Here is a 22,277-nt window from a genome sequence, read left to right as displayed (position 1 = left end):
GCCTGAGCCGGGTTTGGGAGAAGGGGTTAGATGGTTGTCGAAGCTGGCTCCTCGTGAAAGGTCAACTTCAAACGTACCTATCGCATTGTCACGAACTCTTCTGCACTGGTCGGATGGATAGCCACGCAGTTGTCGAAGTCCGCCTTGGTGGCACCCATCTTCATGGCGACGCCGAAGCCTTGCAGGATCTCGTCCATCGCAAAGCCGATACCGTGCAGACCGACCACCTTATCTTCCGGGCCGACACAGACCAGCTTCATCCGAGTGGGCTGGCGATGCTGGGTCAGTGCCGAGTACATGGCGGTGAACTGGCTGCGGTAGACCTTCACCTGGTCCTCGCCGTATTCGGCGATGGCTTCCGGTTCGGTCATGCCTATGGTGCCGATGGGCGGGTGGCTGAACACCACGGTCGGTACCAGATCGTAGTTGAGGTGCTCGTTCGGCTTGTTGTTGAACAGCCGTTCGGAGAGGCGACGGCCCGCAGCGACGGCCACCGGGGTGAGCTGGATGCGACCCGTGTTGTCACCCACTGCATAGATGTTGGCGACGGCGGTGTTCTGGAACTTGTCGGTCGGGATAAAGCCCTTCTCGTCCAGCGTGATGCCAGCGGCAGCTAGATTGAGGTTGTCGGTAGCCGGTACCCGGCCGATGGCCCAGATCAGGCAGTCGACGGTGAGATGGCGGCCATCTTCCAGTTGCAGGGTCAGGCTGTTGTCAGCGTTCTTGAGCACGGCTTTGGGAATGGCGTGGGTGTGCAGCTTGGGCCCTTCCTGCGCCATGATTTCGACCAGTGTCTCGTGGATCATGGGGTCGAAGTTGCGCAGCGGTGCGTGCTTGCGCACCACCAGATGGGTCTCTGAGCCGAGTGCCTGCATCACCCCGGCGATCTCGACTGCGATGTAGCCAGCTCCAACCACGGCAACCCGCTTGGGTTGGCTTTGCAGATCGAAGAAACCGTCGGAGTCGATACCCAGCTCGGCACCCGGGATCGCCGGAATTTCCGGGCGGCCACCGGTAGCGATCAGGATATGATCGGCCGTGTAGTGCTCGCCATTAACCTCGATGGTGTTGCTGCTGACGAAGCGGGCGAAGCCCTTGATGACGGTGATCTGGTTCTTGCCCAGCACGTTCTGATAGGACTGGTGAATGCGGCCGATGTAGGCCTGGCGGGACTCGACCAGCTTGGCCCAGTTGAAGTGGTTTAGGGTGGTGTCAAAGCCGTAGTCGGCGCCATATTTCAGGGCATCGGCGATCTGGCCGGCATACCACATGGCCTTCTTCGGTACGCAGCCTACGTTGACGCAGGTTCCACCCAACTCTTTGGCTTCAATCAGGGCAACTTTCTTACCGTACATGGCAGCCCGGTTGGCAGAGGCGATACCGCCGCTGCCGCCGCCGATGGCGATATAGTCAAAATGCTGTGCCATTGCGAGGTTCTCCGCTCATTAAGAATGCAATCACAGCATGATGGGGATAAAGCGGCTGGCTCACAAGAGCCAGCGCTCAGTTATGTTGGATCGGCAGGCGAATATGGAACTGGGCGCCCTGGCCCGGTTCGCTGGCACAGCTGATACGGCCTTTTAGCAGTTGTACTACCAGGTTGTAGATGATGTGAGTGCCCAGACCGCTGCCCCCCTGACCCCGCTTGGAGGTGACGAAGGGATCGAAGATGCGCGGCAAGATTTCTGGCGGGATGCCGCGGCCGTTGTCCGAATAGTCGATAAACAGCTCCTCTCCCTGCTGTTCCACCTTGATGGTGATCTTCTTCGGTTTGTCCCAGCTGTCGAACCCGTGGTTGATGGAGTTGAGGATCAGGTTCGAGTAGATCTGGGTAAAACTGCCCGGGAAGGAGAAGATAGACAGCTTGGGATCGCACTGGATATCCACTTCGCACTGGCTCTTCTTCAGTTTGTGGCCAAGCGAGACCACCACCTGATGCAGGTTGTCGGCGAGACTGAAGTTGTAGCGCGCTTCCGATGACTGGTCGACAGCCACCTGCTTGAAGCTGGCAATCAGCTCGGAGGCGCGGCGCAGGTTGCTCTGCAGCAGCTGCATCGATTCGTCGAGGTTGACGGTGAACTCGTTGAGATAGGAGCGCGACAGCTGCTTGGAGTCGATATGAGACTTGAAGTCGGCGACCCGCTCTTGCAGGTAGGAGGAGGCGGTCACGCTGATGCCGATCGGAGTGTTGATCTCGTGTGCCACCCCGGCCACCAGCGAGCCGAGGGAGGCCATCTTCTCCGACTCCACCAGGGTCTGCTGGGCCTGTTTCAGGTCGTCGTACGCCTTGCCGAGCTGGTTGTTGGCTTCACTCAGGCTGCGGGTGCGTTCCACCACCTTGCCTTCCAGCTGTTCGTTGAGCTGGATTATCTCCCGCTCGACCTTTTTCAGCTGAGTGATGTCGTAGCCAAACCCGATCTGGTACTTGAGGTTGGGACCATCGTAGAAGGGTACGAAGGTCCATTGCAGTACCAGCTCATGAGCCTGCTGGTCATGCATGATGACCTCTTTGTCTGACAGTGAACCTTCCGCCGCCAGAATATCGTTCAGCTCTTCCCGTTGCGCCGGGCTGACAAAGAGATCCAGCCAGTTGTGTTGCAGCAGCTCCTGCTGGTGGTAGCCGGTCAGCAAGATGGCTGCCGGGTTGATGCTGGCGATGGTCAAATCCGGTTCCATGCAGCAGATGACCATGTTGGCGGAGTTGATCAGGGTGGCGGAGAAGTCCCGTTCCTTTTGCAGTTGTTCGACCGCCTGATGGCGAGCAACCAGCTCGTCACGCAGTCGGGTACGCATCTGGTTGAGGGTGGAGACCAGGGTATCCAGCTCATCGGGTTTCTTGCGTGGCTGCGGGCGGCCTTCCAGCTCCAGCGCCATGTCGAGCCGATCGAGGTTGAACTTCTGGGCGTAGTTGGCGATGCGGTTGATGTGCCTGACCACCAGATAGTAAATGATGATCAGGATGCAAAATGAGACCACCAGGGTCTTGATGGTCTGGCTGACCATGATCAGCACCGATTTTTCGATGAGGCGCTGGTAGATCTGCTCGAGAGAGGCGGCAACGAACAGCTTGCCGACGATTTCACCCTGATAGGTGAGGTTGAATTCGCGGGAGATATCATAGCTTTCCCGCTCGACCCCCTGGGTCAGCAGCGGGACTTCGGAGTTGCCGAGCATCTCCTTGACCATCACGAACTGCATGTTGGGCAGGTTCATGATCCCTTCAATTTGCACTTTGACCTGCTCTTCATCCAGGTTCCACAAGCTGGCGGCGATGGGTTGCAGGAACGAGGCCTCGATCTGGCCGATGCTGTCTTCGATGACGGCGACATCCTTGCGGTAATCCCACGCGAGTTGCAGCGCCGTAATGATCATCGCCAATACGGTACTGCAGACCAGAATGTAGGAGAGCAGGCGATATGAGAGTCCGTTGCGGCCTACGGCCCTGGCGGTCTTGGAGAAGAGTCCTGACATGGCGTCCTTGCGGTCTGGATGTGGTGTTTTTTAGTTTAACTGCTTCATGCACTTATGTCGTCTTTCCTGCGAAGCATAAAAAAGGCCCCGATACGGGGCCTTTGCATCTCATTGATGATTAATGTCCGCCGTTTGCTTTGGGCGGAATGGTTTCATCGAATACCGGCAAGGGTTTGTGCTCGGAAGCCAGATAGGTGTAGATCACTGGCAGCACGAACAGGGTGAACAGGGTACCGATGGCAAGACCGGCCACGATGACGATACCAATGCTGAAACGCTGTGCCGCACCGGCACCAGCGGCGTAGAGCAGCGGGATCAGACCGGCAATCATGGCGGCGGTGGTCATCAGGATCGGACGCAGACGCACCTTGGCGGCTTGCATCACGGCTTCCATCCGGTTCATGCCGCGCAGCAGCTGCTCTTCCTTCGCTACTTCACAGATCAGGATACCGTGCTTGGTAATCAGACCCACCAGGGTGATGAGGCCCACCTGGGAATAGATGTTCATGGTCGCCATACCCCATGCCAGGGCAATCAAGGCCCCGCTGATGGCAAGCGGTACAGAGACCATGATGACCAGCGGGTCACGCACCGACTCGAACTGGATTGCCAGCACCAGGAAGATGATAGCCAGTGCCAGCGCGAAGGTGGCATAGAGCGCATTGCCTTCGGTGACGAACTGACGGGCTTCACCCATGAAGTCGTAACGATAGCCTTGCGGCAGCTTCTCGTCGGCGGTGGTCTGGAACCAGTTGATCGCATCACCCATGGCCACGCCCGGAGCCGGAACGGCGCCGATGGTGGCGGAGTTCAGCTGGTTGAAGTGGGGCAGGGCGCGGGGCTCGCCAACCACTTCAATGCTGATCAGGCTGCCGAGCGGGATCGACTTGCCGTCTGCGGCCCGCACGTAATAGCCCTTGATGGACTCCGGATTGAGACGGTACTTGCGCTCGACCTGCGGGATCACCTCGTAGGAGCGGCCATCCAGGTCGATACGGTTGACGTAACCGTCCGCCATCATGGTACCCATGGTGATTCCGATATCCTGCATGGTGATGCCGTAGGCACCCGCCTTGTCCTTGTCGATGCGGATCTTCATGGTGGCGGAGTCGTAGTTCAGATCGAGATCCGAATAGACGAACTGACCGTTACTCTGCGTCGCTGCCAGAATTTCCCCGGCCACCAGGAACAGGCTTTCGAAGCTGTTCGGAGTGGTGATGACGAACTGGATCGGCAGACCACTCGATGCACCCGGCAGTTCCGGGAACTGGAAGGTGGTGATGGCCATACCCGGGATGTCTTTCACCAGATTGGCTACCCGGTCCAGCACCTCTTTCTGGCTCGCTTCACGTTGGCTCCAGGGCACCATGGAGGCGATACCGAACGCCTGGTTGGCGTTGAACACCCCTGAGAAGACCTGGGAGAAGGCGATCTCGGGCTGGTCGTCCAGGATCTTGTTCACATCCGCCATGGTGTTTTCGATGTAGTCCAGGTTGGCGTTGGACGGTGCGGTACCCAGCACGGCCATTACCCCCTTGTCCTCTGACGGTGCCAGTTCGCTCGGGATGAACTTGAACAGCAGCGGCAGGCTGGCGAACACGATGACGGCGAACACCACGATGACGGGGCGCTTTTTCATCACGGCGTGCAGCATGCTGTCGTAGCGATCGGTCATCCGCTCCAGCAGGTGGTGGACTGTACTCTCGAACTTGCCCGGCTTCTCGTTGGCCTTGAGCATCTTGGAACACATCATCGGTGACAGAGTCAGGGCGATGATGCCCGAGACGAACACGGCACCGGCTAGCGTCAGGGCAAACTCCTTGAACAGGGAGCCTGTGATACCCCCCATCAGGGCGATAGGCGCGTATACCGCCGCCAGAGTAACCGTCATGGCGATAACCGGCACCGCAATTTCACGGGTACCGATAATGGCGGCCCGGAACGGTTCTTCCCCCTCCTTGATATGGCGGTCGACGTTCTCCAGCACCACGATGGCGTCATCCACTACCAGACCGATCGCCAGCACCATCGCCAGCAGGGTCATCAGGTTTATCGAGAAGCCGAACATATCCATCATCATCACTACGCCGATAAGACTGAGCGGAATGGTGATGATCGGGATGATGACCGCGCGGAACGAACCGAGGAACAGGGTGATGACCACCAGAACGATGGCGGCTGCCTCCAGGATGGTCTTGATAACCTCGTGGATGGACTCGTTGATCGCCACTGTTGAGTCATACATCACGTTGAGACGCATGGTGCTCGGCATATTGCGCTCAAGGCTCGGCAGCAACGCCAGCACATCGTGGGCGATGTTGATGGGGTTGGCTGTCGGCGCGGCGTTGACCGCCATGACCACTGCTTCGCGGCCGTTGGCGCTGGCGCGATAGATGTCGTGGCTCTTCTCGAGGGTCACCTTGGCAATGTCGGAAAGGCGGATCACCTTGCCGTCACGGGTAGCAACGACCAGACGCTTCAGCTCGTCGACATCCTTGACCTGGGTCTCGGCGTTGCCGTTGAACAGGGTGAAGTAACCGGTCGCCTGACCTGTCGCGGACTGATAGTTGTTGCTGTTGAGCACCGTCATCACGTCACTGGCAGTCAGGTTGAAGGCCGCCATCTTGGCCGGATCCAGCCATACCCGCAGGGCAAACTCGACACCGCCGTAGAGGTCAACCTTGGAGACCCCGCCCACGGTAAAGAGCTGCGGCTTGATAACCCGCTCCAGATAGTCGGTGATCTGGCTGGAATTGAGCTCCGGGCTGGTAAAGCCGAGGTAGAGCACCGCCGTGGTTGAACCGGTGGAGGAGGTGACCGACGGGTCTTCCGCCTCTTTCGGCAACTGGGAGCGCACCGAGTTCACCTTCGCCAGGATGTCGGACAACGCGGCGTTGGGGTCGGTGTTGAGCTTCATGTACGCAGTGATGGTTGAGCTGCCCAGCTGGCTGGAGGAGGTCATGAAGTCGATGTTGTCGGCTTGCGCGACCGCCTGTTCCAGCGGCTGGGTGATGAACCCCTGGATCAGATCAGAACTGGCGCCATAGTAGCCAGTGCTGACGGTGATCACCGTGTTGGTCACCTCGGGGTATTCCCGTACCTGCATCTTGAAGATGGCTTGAAAGCCCAGCAAGGCGATCAGGAAGCTGAGCGAGATCGCCAGCACAGGCCGTTTTATAAATATGTCAGTAAATCGCATCGCAGATCTCCGCGCTTACAGCATCGGGGTTTGTGCCGGAACGGCCAGGGCATCGTTCTCGACCACATGCACCTTGGTGTCGTTGCTCAGGCGAACCTGACCCGACAGTACGATCTGGTCACCGGCCTGGATGCCGGAGAGCACATGCACATCGTTGCCACGGCGTTCACCAGCCTTGACCACCACCTGCTTGGCTCGCAGTACTTTCACCTTGTTACCCTCTTTGTCGGTCTCTTCGCCCTCTTTGAGCACGTAGACGTTCTGACCGTAAAGGGTGAAGGAGATAGCGGTCTGCGGGATCACAATCTGATCTTTCACCGTCGGCAGAATGATGCTGGCGCGGGCGAACATACCGGAACGCAACTGACCGTCGTTGTTCGGAATGTCTGCTTGTACCTGGATCAGGCCGCTCTGGAAGTTGACCGCAGGCTCGATGGCGGTGATATGACCGTCAAACTGGGTTTGCGGATAGGCATCCACATTGATCTTGATGGTCTGGCCCAGCTTGATTTTGGAGATATCGGTCTGGGGCACGGTGAAGCGCAGGCGCATCACGCTGGTATCCTCCAGGCGCACGATATCTGTGCCTGGCTGCAGATACTGACCGAGGAACACATTGCGCAGGCCGACCACGCCGCTAAAGGGCGCGCGCACTTCACGACGGGCAATGGTCGCCTTCAGACTCTCGATATCTGCTTCCAGTGAGCGATAGGCCGCTTCGGCTTCATCCAGCTGCTCTTTGGAGATGGAGCTGGTCTTGTAGAGGTTCTGGAAACGATCGAACTTGGCTTTTGCCGCCGGCAGCTTGGCCTGGGAGGCGCGCAGATTGGCCCGCTCCACGGTGGAGTCCAGGCTCAGCAGCAGCTGGTCTGCCTTGACCGGTTTGCCTGACTCGAAGGTGATGGCGTCAATGGTGCCGGCCAGTTCGGTGGAGAGGGTCACCCCCTGATTCGGCTCGATGAAGCCGATTGCTTCGATGGTCGGTACCCAATCCTGCGCCTTGGTCACCATGGCGGTGACGGGGAACTCGGGTTCCGGCCGGTTGGCCATGTATTGGGCAATCATCTTCTGTTTGAACAAATTGAAGCCGATGACGCTGCCAAACAAGGCGATCGCTATCAGCAACATAATGGCCATCCACTTTTTCATGAACAGGCTCCTGAGGTGGAAAGATTGGGGGATAAAATGGCATTCCAGCTGGCCCGGATCGCGGTTTCCAACTGCGATTCGGTCAGCGTGATGTTGTGAACCCTGCACTGCAGGGCCAGATGCATGACACTGTCCAGACTCAACACCTGGAGTGCCCGTATCGGTAAATCAATAAACAATCCTTGTTCAACGCCCTGTTCAAAAAATCGGTCCAGAGGCTCCCAGGCGGCCAGAATGACAGGATTGGTCTCCAATTCTGCCCCTAGCGGAGAGCTCTCGTACTGCAATTTGCACCGGATAGCGTTGGGTTCGTTAACAAAAATGGCATGAATATTGAGCCATAATTGGCGAAATTGTTGAAATGAAACTTTATCGATTGCTACATCGGCCATGACCATGGGCACACACTGCAAGATAGTGTGCTGGTGCAGTTGCCGGATCAGATCATCCTTGTCGCCGAAGTAGCGATAGATGGTGCCGGTGGCAACATTGGCCTTCTTGGCGACTTCCGCAATCGACAGACCATGAAAACCCCGTTCACCCAGCACCTCATGGGCCGCGTTGAAGATGCTCTCTTTTTTATCCAGAATCATCAGTGTGACTTTCGATTGAATGAACGTTCATTCATTCTAGATGGGCATCAAATCAAGTCAAGTCAAGGCAGCAAGGCGATTTGCGACTGCGATCTGCCCCTCTTCGGCTGTCAGCAGGGGAATAGTGGAAGAAAAGTGCGCAATGTGCTTGAAAAAACAACGAACAGTGTTTCGGTGACAGAAAAGTGTAGACAAACCAGCAACCATCATTAATAATGCGCCCCGTTCGACAGCGTAGCGCCCGTAGCTCAGCTGGATAGAGCGCTGCCCTCCGGAGGCAGAGGTCACAGGTTCGAATCCTGTCGGGCGCACCATCAAAAGTGCGTCGGTCAAACGGGCGTTGTTGTGGAACGAAAACAGCTGTGGTGGCTGTAGCTCAGTTGGTAGAGTCCCGGATTGTGATTCCGGTTGTCGTGGGTTCGAGCCCCATCAGCCACCCCATTTTACAGCTTGTCAGGTACGCGAAGGTGGCGGAATTGGTAGACGCGCTAGCTTCAGGTGTTAGTGCCCCCCGGGTGTGAGGGTTCGAGTCCCTCTCTTCGCACCATACTTGCTGTATGACGAGGATGACCATAAGGTCGTCTTTGTTTTTTTGAAGTAAACTATTTTGAAAGAAATAGCCTCGGTGATTAGCGCAGTCCGGTAGCGCATCTGGTTTGGGACCAGAGGGTCAAAGGTTCGAATCCTTTATCACCGACCACATTTAGAAAAACCTCGCTTCGGCGGGGTTTTTTGCTTTCCGGCCTCCGCTGTGCCAGTACTCTCTCCCTGTTACGTCTGTTTACACTCTATTTGGGCAGCGCGCCCCGCCTTTCGGTTATGCTTCAGCCTCGAGTCACTGACAACCGGATGTCATCGGCCCATTTCAGGCATTTTTCCATGAATAACAAAATTTCCTTTGCTTGCTCCCCCGCCATGCTGGCTGCCTTGCTGCTAGGGGGCTGTACCATCAAGCCGCCATCCACCGATGTGATGATGGGCTCCATTGCATCACAACCGCAGGAGGAGCGTTCTCTCTCCCCCTTGCTGACCAGCGGTGATTTTTGCGTTGCGGTGTCCCAACAGAAGGTGTTGGCACAACCTTGCAGCGGAAAAGACGATCAACTGTTCGAGTGGGATCTGGGTGAGTTGCGCCTGCAGGATCTCTGTTTGCAAGCCAAAAACGACAGCGAGTTGATGCTGGCACCCTGTGACGGTCAGGCGCAGTGGGAGTGGCAGAAAGACAAGCTGTTCAACAGCAAGGTTTCCCGCTGCCTCGATGTGGCCGGGCGACGCCATACCCCCGGCACGCCGCTGCGGCTGGCTGAATGCTACGGTGGGGCGAACCAGAGCTTCAGCTGGCAGCGGCCCAATCCCTGGCTGGAGACTCTGAAAAAACAAAGCCTCACATGGTGAGGCTTTGTTGATTCTAATGTCGGGATTGAAGAGGATCAGGCGGCGCTGACGCTCTCCAGCTCAAACAGCTTCTCCAGATAGACGGCGACGCCATCTTCATCGGAGGTGAGGGTCTGCTCATACTCCGGCAGCGCCATTTTCAGGCGGTCATGGGCGTTGCCCATCACGATACCGCGTCCCACCATGGTCAACATCTCGAAGTCGTTCATGCCATCGCCGAAGGCGATCGCCTCCGACATATCGAACCCGTTCTGCTCCAGCACGGCCCGCACAGCATTGCCCTTGTGCACCCCGGCGTGCATCACTTCGAGACAGTCCGGCAGGGAGAAGGTGACGTTGAGCTGATCGCCATAGCGCTGGTTGAGGTGCGCCTCGATCTTCAGCAGCTTCTCGTGGTCGCCGATGTAGAACACCTTGTTGATCTGCTCTTTCGGTTCCTGTTTCAGGTCATCGACCAGACGGTAGGTGAACCCTGACTCGTCGTGGAACTGCAGCAGCCAGGGCAGCTCCTCTTCCACCACCCAGTCATCACCCTGATAGACATTGAGGTGGATAGAGGGGTCGCGCTCCAGCGCAATCAGTTCGGCGGCGATCTCGGTCGGCAGCGGCTGGTTGAAAATCAGCTGGTCCTGTTTGTCATGGACCACGGCGCCATTGGAGGTAATGAGGTAGATGTCCATCCCCAGCGCATCGCGGAAGCTGCGAACGTCAACATGATGACGGCCGGTGGCGACCACGAATTTCACACCTTGTTCTACCAGGCGGTGCAGGGTATCCCGGGTACGGGGAGAGATCTGGTGCTGCTTGTTGAGCAGAGTGCCATCGAGATCGGATACAACTACCTTGAACATCATTACCTCGGCATCGATTGAAAACAGGGGCAGTTTACCTTAGCCCGCACTGTCACCCCATTTATTTAGGGTTACAAAAAATAGCCATCTCAGAAGCGGGCGAAAAAGTCGACCATCGCGGTCAGAGCGGGCTGGCGTTTGTCATCGGATTCGATAAACAGTTCGTGCCAGGCTCCCTCGATGCGCAGCGGTTTGCCCCCTTCACACTTGGCAATGGTGCAGAAGCGATCCTGCGCGGCATTGTCCACCACGCTGTCGTTGCCAGCTTGCAGCACCAGCAGCGGGGTTTTGATGGCGCCCGCATCGGCAATGGCGGCATCGGCACCGGTGATCCCCTGATAAATCCAGTGCGCGGTCGCGCCACCCAGCTTGATCTGCGGGTGCTGTTCGTAGATTTGGCGGAACGCCTGATAGCGGGACTGACTGTGAGTCAGCTCGTTGTCGGCAAAGCCGTGATCCTGATAGGCGCCCTGACCGGGGCCGTAGGGAGGCTCGCCAAGCCAGCCGCCGACCGTGCCTATGGTGCTCGCCAATCCCTTGGCCAGCCACTTGGGCAGACCGCCGAGATTGATGCCCAGCATGGGGGAGGAGAGCACGGCCGCCTTGATATCATCCGGCCAGCGCTCCAGATAGCGGGCCGAGATGGCACCGCCCATGGAGTGGGCCAGCAGGAACAGCTTGGCAGGTTGGTCCACCATGATTACCTGGTCGTGAAACTGCTTGAGATCGACCACATAATCATCGAACTGGTCGACATATCCCTTCTGCGGGTCATCCAGCATCCGATCGGACATCCCCTGACCGCGATGGTCGATGAGATAGAGGCTGTAGCCCTGACGCCAGAGATCCCACGCCAGCTCCTGATACTTGAGGTAGCTCTCGACCCTGCCATTGACGATGAGGATGGCGCGATCAACCTTCTCCTGCCGTAGCGCGGCATAGCGGATGGTCACCCCATCCTTGCCCTTGAACTCCCCTTCAACCGCATGCTGGCGCCAGAAATCGGGCAGGGTTTGCTGGTAGAGGCTGGGTACATCGGCTTCGCTGGTGAGCTGATAGGTATTGGTCACGGCAAGGGCTCCGGCAGAAAACAGGGTCAGGGCCAACAGGGAAAGAGAGAGGGGGTTCATCAGGCACACTCCTGTTGCCAATGGTGATAAAGGGCGGCGATATCCCCCGAGCAGAGCAGCGCCATGCAGGCTTGCAAGCGGGGCTGGGGCCAGTCCCACCACTGCATCTCTTGCAGCATGAGGATCTGCTCATCGCTGAAACGGCGGCGGATCGGTTGGGCCGGGTTGCCGCCGACTATGGTGTAAGGGGCCACATCTTTGGTCACCACGGCGCGGGTGGCGATGACGGCGCCATCACCTATGGTGATGCCGGGCATGATCATCGCTTCCGAGCCGATCCAGACATCGTTGCCAATCCGGGTGTCCCCCTTGCGCAGAAAGCCGCTGCAGGCCCCTTCGCCAAAGGTGTCGGGATTGAACGGGAAGGTGGAGACCCAATCCAGCCGGTGGCCCTGATTGCCCGCCAGCATGAAGGTGGCGCCCGAGCCGATGGAGCAGAACTTGCCGATGATCAGCCGATCCACCTCGCCCCAGAGTCCGCTCTCCCAGGTGTCACGGGTCGAGCCATCGCCGAGCAGGTAGCGGACGCAGTGATCCTCGAACGGCTTGCCGTGGTAGTAGCCGGAGTAGTAGCTGTAGTCGCCGGCCTCTATGTTCGGGTTGGTCAGGTGATCCCGGATGATTTGCGATTCCAGCCAGCTGCCAAAAGGGTTCTCCATCACTCCTCCTGCGGATCGTCCTGCTCGCTCTGCTGCGCCCACCCTTTGCGGGTCAGCTGCATCCGCTGCCACCACTCTTCGTCCGCCAGAATTTCACCGGCCGGGCCGAGCTGGGGGTAGGGCATCTCTTTCTCTTTGCAGAGCTGGGCATAGATAGGATAACCCCCCTCGAACAGGATGCTGTTCTGCTCCTCCAGCGTGAGCGGGCAGCCGCGTTGATAGCAACCGGCCAGCTCGCGCTGGCGCTGCGCCTCGTAGAGGATAGCGGCTGCGGCGACCGAGACGTTGAGGGACTGCACCATGCCCACCATGGGAATGACGATATGGTGATCGGCCAGCGCCAGCGCCTCTTCACCGATGCCATGCTTTTCCTGACCCACCAGAATGGCGGTCGGTTTGGTGTAGTCGATGGCGCGAAAATCGACCGAGCTGTCAGAGAGATGGGTCGCCAGGATCTGCATGCCTGAAGCTTTCAGCTCGGCAACGGCTGTGCCGATATCCGGGTGCAGTTTTACATCCACCCAGTTCTGGCTGCCGCGGGCGGTGCCTTTGCGCTTGTGGATCCAGGTTTTGGGCCAGACGGCGTGTACCCGGTGGATGCCGATGGCATCGGCGGTACGCACGATGGCGGCCAGATTGTGAGGTTTGTGGACCTCTTCCATGCAGACGGTCAAATCGAGCTGACGCTGGGCCAGCATGTCGGTGATGCGCTTGAAGCGTTCGGGGGTCATGGCTTGTCTCTATAAAAGCAGCAGGCGGCTTGCGCCGCCTGTGTTCAGTTCTTCTGTCGGCTCACCTTGAGCACGTTGGGCATCACGCGGATCTTGCGCATGATGTTGGCCAGGTGGATGCGGCTCTTGGTGGTGATGAGCAGGCTGACCTGATAGACCCGGCCATCCTTCTCTTCGGTGCTGATGGCGTGAATATTGGCGCCGGTGGCGGCAATCACGTTGGCCAGCTCGGCCAGCGCACCCTGATGGTTGACGATCTCGATGCTGATACCGGTGCGGAACTCCTGTTCCTGCTCCTTGTCCACTTCCCACTGCACCGGCAGGTACTTGTCCGGCTCCTTGCTGTAGCCCTTGATGTTGCGACAGGCTTCCTGGTGGATCACCAGACCCTTGCCCGGGCTGATGTGGGCGATGATGGCATCCCCCGGGATCGGACGGCAGCAGTTGGCGAAGGTGACCAGCATGCCGTCGGCACCCTTGATCGGCATCTTCTTGCTGCTGGACTTGGGTTGCTCTTCCGGCGGCAGTTCATCTCCCAGCATGCGGCGCGCCACCATGACGCTCATGGCGTTGCCAAGGCCCACATCGGCCAGCAGCCCCTGCAGGTTCTCATGCTTGGTATCGGCCAGCACCTGCTTGATGCGCGGCTCGGGGATGTCTTCGATATTCTTGGCGCCCAGCGCATGGTTGAGCAGGCGGCGACCCAGCACCACCGACTCTTCGGTGCGCAGGTTCTTGAGGAACTGGCGGATCTTGGAGCGCGCCTTGGTGGTCACCACGAAGTTGAGCCAGGCCGCGTTGGGGCGAGCCCCCGGTGCCGTGATGATCTCCACCGTCTGACCCGAGTGCAGCGGGCTGCTGAGCGGGTAGGGGTGGCGGTCGACCCGTGAACCAACGCAGGCGTGGCCGATGTCGGTGTGCACCGTATAGGCAAAATCCACCGGCGTGGCGCCAGCGGGCAGCTCCATGATGCGCCCTTCGGGGGTAAAGACGTAGATTTCGTCGGGGAAGAGGTCGGTCTTGACCCCTTCGATAAATTCAAACGAGCTGCCAGCGCTCTGCTGCAATTCCAGCAGGCTCTGCATCCAGCGCTGGGCGCGGATCTGGGCAGTGGTGCCCGAGCTGTCGCCATCCTGCTTGTAGGCCCAGTGGGCGGCAACCCCTTTGTCGGCCATCTGATCCATGAACTCGGTGCGAATTTGCACCTCCACCGGCACCCCGTGCGGCCCCACCAGCGAGGTGTGCAGCGACTGGTAGCCGTTGGTCTTGGGGATGGCGATGTAATCTTTGAAGCGGCCGGGGCGCGGCTTGTAGAGGCTGTGCATCTGCCCCAGCACCCGGTAACAGGTATCTATGTCCTTCACCTTGACCCGAAAGGCGTAGATATCCATTACCTCATGAAATTGCAGCTCTTTTTTCTCCATCTTGTTGTAGATGGAGAAGAGATTCTTCTCGCGGCCACTGACCTGATGCTCAATCCCCGCCTCTTTCAGACGACCGCTGATTTCGCTCTGGATGGAGTCGATGATCTCGCGGCGATTGCCACGGGCGCGGCGCACCGATTCGCGCAACACGCGGGATCGCATCGGATAGAGCGCCTCGAAACCCAGCTCTTCCAGCTCGTTCTTCATGGTGTGAATACCGAGGCGGTTGGCGATGGGGGCGAAAATTTCGAGGGTTTCCCGGGCGATGCGGCGGCGTTTGTCCGGTCGCAGCGAGCCCAAGGTGCGCATATTGTGGGTGCGGTCGGCCAGCTTGATCAGAATGACCCGTATATCCTGGGTCATCGCCATCACCATCTTGCGGAAGTTCTCGGCCTGCGCCTCTTTGCGATCGCGAAACTTCAGCTTGTCGAGCTTGGAGACCCCGGCCACCAGTTCTGCAACCGCATTGCCGAATTGTTCGGCCAGATCGGCCTTGGTGACAGAGGTGTCTTCGATGACGTCGTGCAGTACGGCGGCCATCAGGGTTTCATGATCGAGGCGCATGTCACCCAGGATCCGGGCAACGGCAACAGGGTGGGTGATATAGGGTTCGCCACTGGAACGCATCTGACCCTGGTGGGCATCACGGGCCACCACATAGGCTTGCTTGAGCTTCTCAACCTGCTCTGGCGGCAGGTAGGAACTGGCTATTTCTTTAAGGTTTTCAAATAAATACAAGACAGTCCCCGCAGCGGTAAAACGGCAATTCGTGGAATTGAGGGTATAGCCCTGAGTTTGCGAGGTTTTCGAGCGGTTGTAAATGGGGATGAACAGTCGGCACCCGGGCGGGTGCCAACCGGAGGAATAACTTAACCGCGGCCTTCGGCGATGGCAGCAACGGCAGCCAGCTCGGCGGCTTCCTGCTCTTGCTGCTCGTAGCGGTCTTGGGTGTCCATCACTTGATTGTTCACCAGACCCAGCTCGATCTCACGCAGGGCGATCACAGTCGGCTTGTCGTTCTCTTCGTCGACCAGGGGATCTTTGCCTTGTACCGCGATTTGACGAGCGCGGCGCGCGGCGACCAGCACCAGGTCAAAACGGTTACCTACCTGTTTTACAGCATCTTCTACAGTAACGCGTGCCATGCAGGACTCCAGTGTTTGGGCTTTCTGTATTTAGAAAAGCAGTGTTTAAAAATGACGCAAAAGTTTACTTGTTTTTGGCTTACTCTGCCAGTAGCTGTTGCAGCAAGTTTTTTTGAGCCTGTTGCTGGTGACGCATCTCCAGCCGTTGGCACTCAATAATGGACCTGAGCTGGAACAGTGCCTGCTCGAAGTCTTCATTGATAATGACATAGTCATACTCGTCGTAGTGCACCATTTCGGCAATGGCTTTCGCCATCCGGCCGGCAATCACTTCGGCGCTGTCCTGACCGCGCCCAATCAGGCGGCGTTCCAGCTCTTCGCGGCTGGGGGGCAGGATGAAAATGGATTTGGTCGGCATCTGCTCGCGGATCTGGCGGGCACCTTGCCAGTCGATGTCGAGGAATACGTCGATCCCCTTGGCCAGACAGGCTTCGATGGCGGCGCGGGAGGTGCCGTAGTAGTTGCCGAACACTTCGGCCCACTCCAGAAAATCACCGCGTTCGATCAGTGCCTTGAACTCTTCCACCTGTACGAAGTGGTAGTGCACGCCGTGCTTTTCGCCCGGGCGGGTGGCGCGAGTGGTGTGGGAAACCGACAGCTGCATCTTGCCCGCAGCGTTATGTTGGGTCAGCAAGGCATTGAGCAGACTGGATTTACCCGCGCCGCTCGGAGAGGAGATGATATAGAGAGTGCCTTGTTGCGCCATATTATTACCTTTAATCGAAACCGCTGTTTTGGTTGTAGCAGAGACCGCCGTCTTGTGCCCGAAAGGGAGACAGCCAAACGCAAAACGCGGAAAATTCTTGAGTCAGGAGGATGTAAAGGCGGCGAATTTTACCAGAATGCGGCGAATAAAAAAACGGCCGGAATCATATTCCAGCCGATCAAAGTATTCGTAGCTTGCTGCGGGAGCGTAACCCACATCAGCCTGCATTGTGCCTTTGGCTGAGGGCAGAGGCTATCAGGTTATCCCTGCCTGATGGCTCGGAATTCCCGAGGTGCCCTGTCACTACGGCAGCTGACGATCGGCGCAGAGCCGATCGAACGCGGCGATCACCTGCTCGCTGGTGATTTTTCGCATGGCCTCCGGATCCTTGAGACGGGTGCGCCAGCCCAGTTCGGCCAGCGGCTTGCCGGTCTCCTGCTCGACCAGCTCCTGATAGACGCTGACCACGTAGTCGCGGCACAGATATGGGCCGGTGCGGGCCGGATTGTGGTGGGCATAGAGACCGATCACCGGCGTGCCCACTATGGTGGCCATGTGGGTGGGGCCGGTATCGGGGGCCAGTACCAGACTCGCCTCGCCAATCAGCGCCAGCAGCTGCTTGAGGTTGGTTTGCCCCACCAGATCGACCGGCTTGCTCTGGCTTAAGCGCTGGATGTCGGCAGCCAGATCCCGCTCCAGTTTGGCGGGGCCGCCGCACAAATAGACCTGAAAGCCCTTGTTGGCGGCGTGATCTGCCAGCGCGGCATAGCCTGCGGCCGTCCAGTTCTTGAACGCCTTGCTGGCGGCGGCGCAGATCAGCAGGGTCGGTTTGCCGCCAATCTTCTCCCTTGCCCACGCCTGATGTTCGGCGCTGATGGGCAGTTGCCAATCCGGGGTCAGATCCTTGATGCCGAGCTCTTTGGCAAAGGCGAGGAAACCGTCCAGCACATGGGGGGAGGCAGGCGAAGGTACCTTGTGGTTGGTGAACAGCCACTGGCCGTCGTTGGCCCGCTCCCGATCAAACCCGAGTTTGACCTTGGCCTTGATGCCGAGGGTCGCGATGCTGGCGCGCATGGCCGCCTGCAGATGGAGCAGGGCATCGAATTTGCGTCCCTTGAGGGTCTGCCAGAGATCGCGATAGCCGCGCCACCCCTTGCTCTTGTCGAAGGGGATCACCTCGACCCCGGGCAGATCGGCAAACAGGGTTGCCTCGATTTTGCCGGTGATCCAGGTGATGCGGGTCTGTGGCCACTCCCGTTGGATGACGCGCACCAGCGCCAGTGCGTGGCAGCAATCCCCGATGGCGGAGAGCCGCAGGATGCAGATGGAGGAAGGGGGCGTTTGAAATAGCGGCATGTTGTGGCGCACGGCTGGCAAAAAGGGTGGATGGCATTATGCAAACTCCCCTCTGGATTGTAAAATTGCGCACAATCGTCAGCCGGGATAGGCCGGGCCCTGCGCCATGACCTGTTTCTGCACGTCGTTGATTAAAGGCCACTATTGCGGGCATGCCAGAGCGGCAGCCTCATCGCCAATTGAAAAATTGCGATCCATGACCCACCGAGCGGGATCTCCACGATGCGAGTACAGACCGAACACAACCAGATCTGCTGGTATGCCGAAGGGGCCTTTCGCGACCCTTCTCCCCAGTTATTCGATCCTGCCTGGTGGCAGAACAACCGTCAGGTGGTGGGAACCTCCATCGGACGGGGAGTGACCTGGTTCGTCAAGGATGAGTCCCGCCATCTGGTGCTGCGCCACTACTATCGTGGCGGCATGGTGGGCAAGGTGGTGCGGGATCGTTTCTGGTTCGAAGGGGTCGAGTCGAGCCGCGCCATGGCCGAATACACCCTGCTGGCCAAGCTGTGCGAGCTGGGGCTGCCGGTGCCGCGTCCGTTTGGTGCCCGTATGGTCAAACAGGGACCCTTCTATCGTGCCGATATCCTGATCGAGCGAATTCGCGGTGCCAAGGATATGGTGGCGCTGCTCAAGCAGGGGCCGGTGGCGACCGAGGTATGGCACAAGATAGGCCAGACGGTGCGCCAGCTGCACGATGCCGGGGTCTATCACGCCGATCTCAATAGCCACAACCTGCTGCTCGATAAAGAGGGCAAGGTGTGGGTGATCGATTTTGACAAGGGTGCGATCCGCTCCCCCGGCGAATGGCAGAAGGCCAATCTGGAACGCTTGCTCCGTTCATTCAATAAAGAGTCTCAACTGCATACCAGTTTCCACTTCGTACCAGAGAACTGGCAGACCTTGATGAACGGGTATCAGGGAAAAGCGCTCTGACCCTGTTGCTCGGCGTGAACGCCAATGTTACTTATTGAGCAGGTATTCAGATCCTGTTTCGAGGCGCCCCATGGAAATGCTCAAGACACCTTTGGTCGATGTGACTGCCCGGCTTGATCCGGGTCTGCTGTCTGATGCCATGGCGCTGCTGGAGGCTGGGATCTGGAGCTGGTCAGCCCAACATGGACTGCAGCGTGATCCCTCCTGCCTGCGCCTGTTGGGATTGGGAGAGTGCTGGCCGGATGATCTCGGCTGGCTGGATCGGGTGCATCCCGACGATGTTGCCCGGCTGGAAGATGCCCTGCTCGCCTGCCAGAGCGGCCGCAGCAGCGGTCTGCGCCTCGAATACCGCATTCTGCATCATCACGGTCACTACATCCGGCTGGAAGAGCGGATGCGTCGCGATGAGCGGGGCTATCTGCTGGGGGTCGTCCGTCACCTCGATCCCGCTGCCGTGCTGGTGGAGGAGCGGCATGGCACCGATCCGCTGACCGGTTTGGAGAGTCGTGGCCGCTTCGAGCAACTGCTTGAAGAGCGGCTGGCGACCGAGAGTGGCACTTTCAGTCTGCTGCAGTTTTCGGTCGATCACATGGCCAAAATCCAGCAATTGTTTGGCGAAGCGGCTTGCGACGCCATGCTGGCCAAGCTGGCGCGTATCGTGCGCCATGAACTGCGGCGGGAAGATCCCTTCGCCCGCTGGGATGAGGACGGTTTTATTTTGATGCTCTCCCAGACCGAGCGGATGAGTGCGCTGGAGATCGCCGAGCGGCTGCGCCTCGAGATTGCCGATGCCAGCCTGCTGTCACAGCGGCCGGTCACCGTCAGCATCGGGCTGGTGCAGAGTCAGGCTGGCGAGCAGCTCGATCATCTGCTGGCCCGGCTGGCCAGCTGTCACAGTCAGGCCAGACGGGAGCACAACACCGTCGTCGGCTGAGTGAGGTCAGGGTTGGCCGCTTTTGTCACGCTGGCAGACCCAGAGCGAGGCCAGCATCAGCAGGCCGCCGATGGTCAGTCGGGTCAGATCGGTATCCTTGCCCCAGAGCAGCAGATTGACCAGCAAGCCGGCCGGAATGAGCGCATTGTTCATGATGGCCAGCACCCCGCTGGTGACCAGCGTCGCCCCCTTGTTCCAGAGGAAGTAGCCGAGGCCGGAGGCACCCACCCCCAGCCAGAGCAGAATGCCCCACTGCAACCCTGACGTTGGGTATTGCGGCTTGCCCAGCAGCCACCAGGCGGGCAGTGCGATCACCAGCGCTCCCAGATAGAAGCAGCCGAACACCGCCAGTTGCGGCGGTTGCTCCGCCTCCCGTGCCAGCAGTACCTTGTAGCCCACCTGACCGAGCGCGAAACAGAGGTTGGCCCCCTGCACCACCATAAATCCCAGCACATAGCTTTCGGTCAGGCCGTCGAAGCGGATGACGGCAGCCCCGAGCACCGCCAGCAGGGCACCCCACAGATAAACAGGCTTGAAGCGGCGATCCAGCAGATCGTGGAGCAGGGTGACGTAGATGGGGGTGAAGATGGTAAAGACCAGCACTTCCGGCACTGTCAGCAGCAGGAAGGAGTGGTAGTAGAAGAGATACATGATGCCGAGCTGGATGGCGCCCAGCGCCATCAGCTTGGCCGCCAGATCGGGGCGCAGCCAGCGGCGGCGCAGGAAGGGCAGAAACACCAGACTGGCGAGGGCGATGCGGGTCAGCACCGAGAAGTAAGCATCCACCTGGCCAGCGAGGTAGACCCCGATCAGGCTGAAGGAGAATGACCAGAGCAGGGTGACCCCTATCAAGTAGTTCATGTGTTTGATTTATCGTCAGTTGTCAATTTTAAGGGGGCTATGATGGCCAAGATGGAAGCGGCAATCCAGCGTTTATGGGGGCGATTGCCACAGGTCGGAGCATTTTCCTTTACCGCCAGCAATAGCGAGGGGTCGGCGACCGACTGGAATGGTCGGGGCGAGGGGCGTGTGCAGGTGACCGATCATCAGAGAGGCTGGCTGTTTAACGAGCAGGGCCGTTACATCACGCCTCATGGAAGGGAACTCGCCATGCACAACCGCTTCTGGTGGCAGCGCAGTGCGCGAGGGATCCGTCTCTCCCATCTGCGTTATCAAGCGCCGGTCGAGCTGTTCGAGTTGCTGCCGCAGGGGGATGGCCGCTGGCTGACCGCCGAGCCCCATCTGTGCGGGGCGGATCACTACAGTGCCGAGTTGACCGAGATAGACGGCGGTTTCTTGCTGAGCTGGCAGATCACCGGGCCGCGCAAGAACGAGCGACTCAGCTATCGCTATCTGATCTGACGCCGGCTGGCAGGTATAAAAAAACCGGCGCAGAGCGCCGGTAGCGGGGGACAAATCGGAGGTTTTTTAAAACAGTCCCAAAAACAGGAGAGATAGACTCTCGTCACACATTCAGAGATGGACTTCAGGCATTCAGGGCATAGCTCAGCATGGCTTGCAGCTTGCTATCGAAGAACCAGGGCAGCAGTACCATCAGCAGGCCCAGGATCCCGGCCAGCCGCTGGCGATATTGCCAGCCGGCAATCAGTACCAGACCACCGCACAGTGTGGTCAGGATGCCTGACATAGGGAGACCTCGCGCTGCATGCGACGCTGTTGCGCCCACTGGTTCATGGCGACCGAGCCGAGGATCAGGGCCAGAGCAACACCTGTGGTGGGATGGATCTGCTCGCCGAGGAACAGGGCACCCAGCATCACGCCGAACAGCGGCACCAGATAGTTGCTGAAGGAGGCGAACGTCGGGCCGGCCTTCTGGATCAGCGCCATGTAGAGGAAGTAGACCAGACCGGTACAGAGGGTACCCAGCACGGTGATCGCGCTCAGGGCCTGGGTGCTCGGCAGGGTCAGGCTGCCGAGATCAACCATGAAGGGGGCGACCAGCAGCAACTGGATTGCCGAGGAGATCAGGATATTGCGGGCGACCACGACCGGATGGTCCTTGGCGAAGCGCTTGATCATCAGCAGACCGATGGCGAAACAGCTGGCACCCAGCAGGATGGCCATGGCACCGAGCAGACCGGCGTTCATGCCCTGGGAGAGTTTCGGCCAGAACAGGGTGAGCACACCGGCAAAGCCGATGATCACGGAAAGCAGGCCGGTTTTGGTGATTCTTTCACCAGAAATAAACAGCGGTGCAGCCAGAATGGTGACAAACGGGATACAACCCATGACCACGGCGGCGATGGCGCTATCCACATACTGTTGACCCCAGGCGACCATGATGAAGGGGATGGTGGCATCCAGCAGGGCGATCAGCATATAGGTGCGCCACGGGGTGTGCTCACTCTTGAGCCGCATGAACAGGCAGAGCAGACCCAGGGTCAGGCTGCCGCACAGGGCACGACCGGCAGCCACCAGAATGGGGGGCAACTCGGCAACGGCCTGGTGCATGAAAATGAACTGGGAACCCCACAGCAGGCCAATGGCCAGCAATAACAGATAGCTACGCATTTGAATCTCCGATGTATTAAGCCAGCGCATTCTAGGCAATCTGTTACTATGGTAAAAATGAATTGT

At 58.8% G+C, this 22,277-nt stretch carries 20 protein-coding genes and 4 tRNA genes; 8 read left to right on the top strand and 16 right to left on the bottom strand.

All coding sequences use genetic code 11. The annotated features are described in order from the left end of the window. Nucleotides 1-77: 77 nt before the first annotated feature. The 5 genes from gorA to AB5Y83_RS04110 all read right to left on the bottom strand — a co-directional run bounded on the left by gorA (nucleotide 78) and on the right by AB5Y83_RS04110 (nucleotide 8,412). Nucleotides 78-1,427 carry a glutathione-disulfide reductase gene (gorA, locus tag AB5Y83_RS04130; protein WP_368174743.1) on the bottom strand — a complete coding sequence of 450 codons (1,350 nt, stop codon included), beginning with the start codon at nucleotides 1,425-1,427 and terminating at the stop codon, nucleotides 78-80. A gap of 76 nt (nucleotides 1,428-1,503) precedes the next feature. Next, entirely contained in the window at nucleotides 1,504-3,471 is a 1,968-nt protein-coding gene (locus AB5Y83_RS04125; protein ID WP_139462301.1) for an ATP-binding protein, read from the bottom strand. 118 nt (nucleotides 3,472-3,589) lie between these two features. Next, nucleotides 3,590-6,670 (bottom strand): multidrug efflux RND transporter permease subunit, encoded by a 3,081-nt coding sequence (locus AB5Y83_RS04120; protein ID WP_362785776.1) that lies wholly within the window; start codon nucleotides 6,668-6,670, stop codon nucleotides 3,590-3,592. Between the two features lie 15 nt (nucleotides 6,671-6,685). Beyond that, the gene (locus AB5Y83_RS04115; protein ID WP_005355753.1) at nucleotides 6,686-7,819 is read right to left on the bottom strand and encodes an efflux RND transporter periplasmic adaptor subunit; all 1,134 of its coding nucleotides are present in this window, start codon (nucleotides 7,817-7,819) and stop codon (nucleotides 6,686-6,688) included. After that, nucleotides 7,816-8,412, bottom strand: a complete 597-nt coding sequence (locus tag AB5Y83_RS04110; RefSeq protein WP_005339267.1) for a TetR/AcrR family transcriptional regulator — start codon at nucleotides 8,410-8,412, stop codon at nucleotides 7,816-7,818. The genes AB5Y83_RS04115 and AB5Y83_RS04110 overlap by 4 nt, the downstream gene beginning before the upstream one ends. A gap of 237 nt (nucleotides 8,413-8,649) precedes the next feature. Between AB5Y83_RS04110 and AB5Y83_RS04105 the strand changes: the two genes are divergently transcribed. The 5 genes from AB5Y83_RS04105 to AB5Y83_RS04085 all read left to right on the top strand — a co-directional run bounded on the left by AB5Y83_RS04105 (nucleotide 8,650) and on the right by AB5Y83_RS04085 (nucleotide 9,807). Continuing rightward, a tRNA-Arg gene (locus AB5Y83_RS04105) sits at nucleotides 8,650-8,726 on the top strand. A 51-nt stretch (nucleotides 8,727-8,777) separates the two neighbouring features. After that, nucleotides 8,778-8,853: transfer RNA gene (locus AB5Y83_RS04100), tRNA-His, on the top strand. Nucleotides 8,854-8,873: 20 nt separating this feature from the next. Then, a tRNA-Leu gene (locus tag AB5Y83_RS04095) sits at nucleotides 8,874-8,959 on the top strand. Nucleotides 8,960-9,035: 76 nt separating this feature from the next. Beyond that, nucleotides 9,036-9,112, top strand: a tRNA-Pro gene (locus tag AB5Y83_RS04090). 179 nt (nucleotides 9,113-9,291) lie between these two features. Continuing rightward, nucleotides 9,292-9,807 carry a ricin-type beta-trefoil lectin domain protein gene (locus AB5Y83_RS04085; RefSeq protein ID WP_139741969.1) on the top strand — a complete coding sequence of 172 codons (516 nt, stop codon included), beginning with the start codon at nucleotides 9,292-9,294 and terminating at the stop codon, nucleotides 9,805-9,807. Between the two features lie 35 nt (nucleotides 9,808-9,842). On the opposite strand, the gene AB5Y83_RS04080 is transcribed toward AB5Y83_RS04085, so the two are convergent. The 8 genes from AB5Y83_RS04080 to AB5Y83_RS04045 all read right to left on the bottom strand — a co-directional run bounded on the left by AB5Y83_RS04080 (nucleotide 9,843) and on the right by AB5Y83_RS04045 (nucleotide 17,809). Then, the gene (locus AB5Y83_RS04080; RefSeq protein ID WP_005339262.1) at nucleotides 9,843-10,658 is read right to left on the bottom strand and encodes a Cof-type HAD-IIB family hydrolase; all 816 of its coding nucleotides are present in this window, start codon (nucleotides 10,656-10,658) and stop codon (nucleotides 9,843-9,845) included. Between the two features lie 89 nt (nucleotides 10,659-10,747). Next, complete coding sequence (locus AB5Y83_RS04075; RefSeq protein WP_021230462.1) at nucleotides 10,748-11,788, bottom strand: alpha/beta fold hydrolase; 1,041 nt, start codon at nucleotides 11,786-11,788, stop codon at nucleotides 10,748-10,750. Continuing rightward, nucleotides 11,788-12,447 carry a CatB-related O-acetyltransferase gene (locus tag AB5Y83_RS04070; RefSeq protein ID WP_127007955.1) on the bottom strand — a complete coding sequence of 220 codons (660 nt, stop codon included), beginning with the start codon at nucleotides 12,445-12,447 and terminating at the stop codon, nucleotides 11,788-11,790. The genes AB5Y83_RS04075 and AB5Y83_RS04070 overlap by 1 nt, the downstream gene beginning before the upstream one ends. Further along, nucleotides 12,447-13,178 (bottom strand): tRNA (guanosine(18)-2'-O)-methyltransferase TrmH, encoded by a 732-nt coding sequence (gene trmH / locus AB5Y83_RS04065; protein WP_021230464.1) that lies wholly within the window; start codon nucleotides 13,176-13,178, stop codon nucleotides 12,447-12,449. Before trmH ends, AB5Y83_RS04070 begins: the two co-directional genes overlap by 1 nt. 44 nt (nucleotides 13,179-13,222) lie before the next feature. Then, the gene (gene spoT / locus AB5Y83_RS04060) at nucleotides 13,223-15,340 is read right to left on the bottom strand and encodes a bifunctional GTP diphosphokinase/guanosine-3',5'-bis pyrophosphate 3'-pyrophosphohydrolase (protein WP_019446267.1); all 2,118 of its coding nucleotides are present in this window, start codon (nucleotides 15,338-15,340) and stop codon (nucleotides 13,223-13,225) included. Nucleotides 15,341-15,471: 131 nt separating this feature from the next. Then, nucleotides 15,472-15,747: a DNA-directed RNA polymerase subunit omega gene (rpoZ, locus tag AB5Y83_RS04055; protein ID WP_005307060.1), complete on the bottom strand. Its 276-nt coding sequence runs from the start codon at nucleotides 15,745-15,747 to the stop codon at nucleotides 15,472-15,474. Between the two features lie 79 nt (nucleotides 15,748-15,826). Further along, nucleotides 15,827-16,453 carry a guanylate kinase gene (gmk, locus tag AB5Y83_RS04050; RefSeq protein WP_159157896.1) on the bottom strand — a complete coding sequence of 209 codons (627 nt, stop codon included), beginning with the start codon at nucleotides 16,451-16,453 and terminating at the stop codon, nucleotides 15,827-15,829. A 303-nt stretch (nucleotides 16,454-16,756) separates the two neighbouring features. Continuing rightward, nucleotides 16,757-17,809 (bottom strand): glycosyltransferase family 9 protein, encoded by a 1,053-nt coding sequence (locus AB5Y83_RS04045; RefSeq protein WP_159157895.1) that lies wholly within the window; start codon nucleotides 17,807-17,809, stop codon nucleotides 16,757-16,759. 222 nt (nucleotides 17,810-18,031) lie between these two features. Between AB5Y83_RS04045 and AB5Y83_RS04040 the strand changes: the two genes are divergently transcribed. After that, nucleotides 18,032-18,745 carry a 3-deoxy-D-manno-octulosonic acid kinase gene (locus AB5Y83_RS04040; RefSeq protein ID WP_005339249.1) on the top strand — a complete coding sequence of 238 codons (714 nt, stop codon included), beginning with the start codon at nucleotides 18,032-18,034 and terminating at the stop codon, nucleotides 18,743-18,745. 70 nt (nucleotides 18,746-18,815) lie between these two features. Next, nucleotides 18,816-19,679 (top strand): sensor domain-containing diguanylate cyclase, encoded by an 864-nt coding sequence (locus AB5Y83_RS04035; RefSeq protein ID WP_040069586.1) that lies wholly within the window; start codon nucleotides 18,816-18,818, stop codon nucleotides 19,677-19,679. 6 nt (nucleotides 19,680-19,685) lie between these two features. On the opposite strand, the gene AB5Y83_RS04030 is transcribed toward AB5Y83_RS04035, so the two are convergent. Continuing rightward, nucleotides 19,686-20,540 (bottom strand): carboxylate/amino acid/amine transporter, encoded by an 855-nt coding sequence (locus AB5Y83_RS04030; protein ID WP_368174742.1) that lies wholly within the window; start codon nucleotides 20,538-20,540, stop codon nucleotides 19,686-19,688. A gap of 39 nt (nucleotides 20,541-20,579) precedes the next feature. Between AB5Y83_RS04030 and AB5Y83_RS04025 the strand changes: the two genes are divergently transcribed. Continuing rightward, complete coding sequence (locus AB5Y83_RS04025; protein ID WP_368174741.1) at nucleotides 20,580-21,041, top strand: DUF6314 family protein; 462 nt, start codon at nucleotides 20,580-20,582, stop codon at nucleotides 21,039-21,041. Between the two features lie 124 nt (nucleotides 21,042-21,165). Here AB5Y83_RS04025 and AB5Y83_RS04020 read toward each other — a convergent pair whose 3' ends face one another. Both AB5Y83_RS04020 and AB5Y83_RS04015 read right to left on the bottom strand, forming a co-directional pair. Continuing rightward, entirely contained in the window at nucleotides 21,166-21,327 is a 162-nt protein-coding gene (locus AB5Y83_RS04020; protein WP_005339236.1) for a hypothetical protein, read from the bottom strand. Next, a complete protein-coding gene (locus AB5Y83_RS04015) occupies nucleotides 21,312-22,211 on the bottom strand; it encodes a DMT family transporter (protein ID WP_005357113.1) in 900 nt (299 codons plus the stop codon). The genes AB5Y83_RS04020 and AB5Y83_RS04015 overlap by 16 nt, the downstream gene beginning before the upstream one ends. Between the last annotated feature and the right edge of the window lie 66 nt (nucleotides 22,212-22,277).

This window comes from Aeromonas sp. R5-4, assembly GCF_040908215.1.
GTDB classification, from domain to species: Bacteria; Pseudomonadota; Gammaproteobacteria; order Enterobacterales; family Aeromonadaceae; genus Aeromonas; species Aeromonas veronii.
This window is presented reverse-complemented; position numbering and strand designations above follow the sequence as displayed.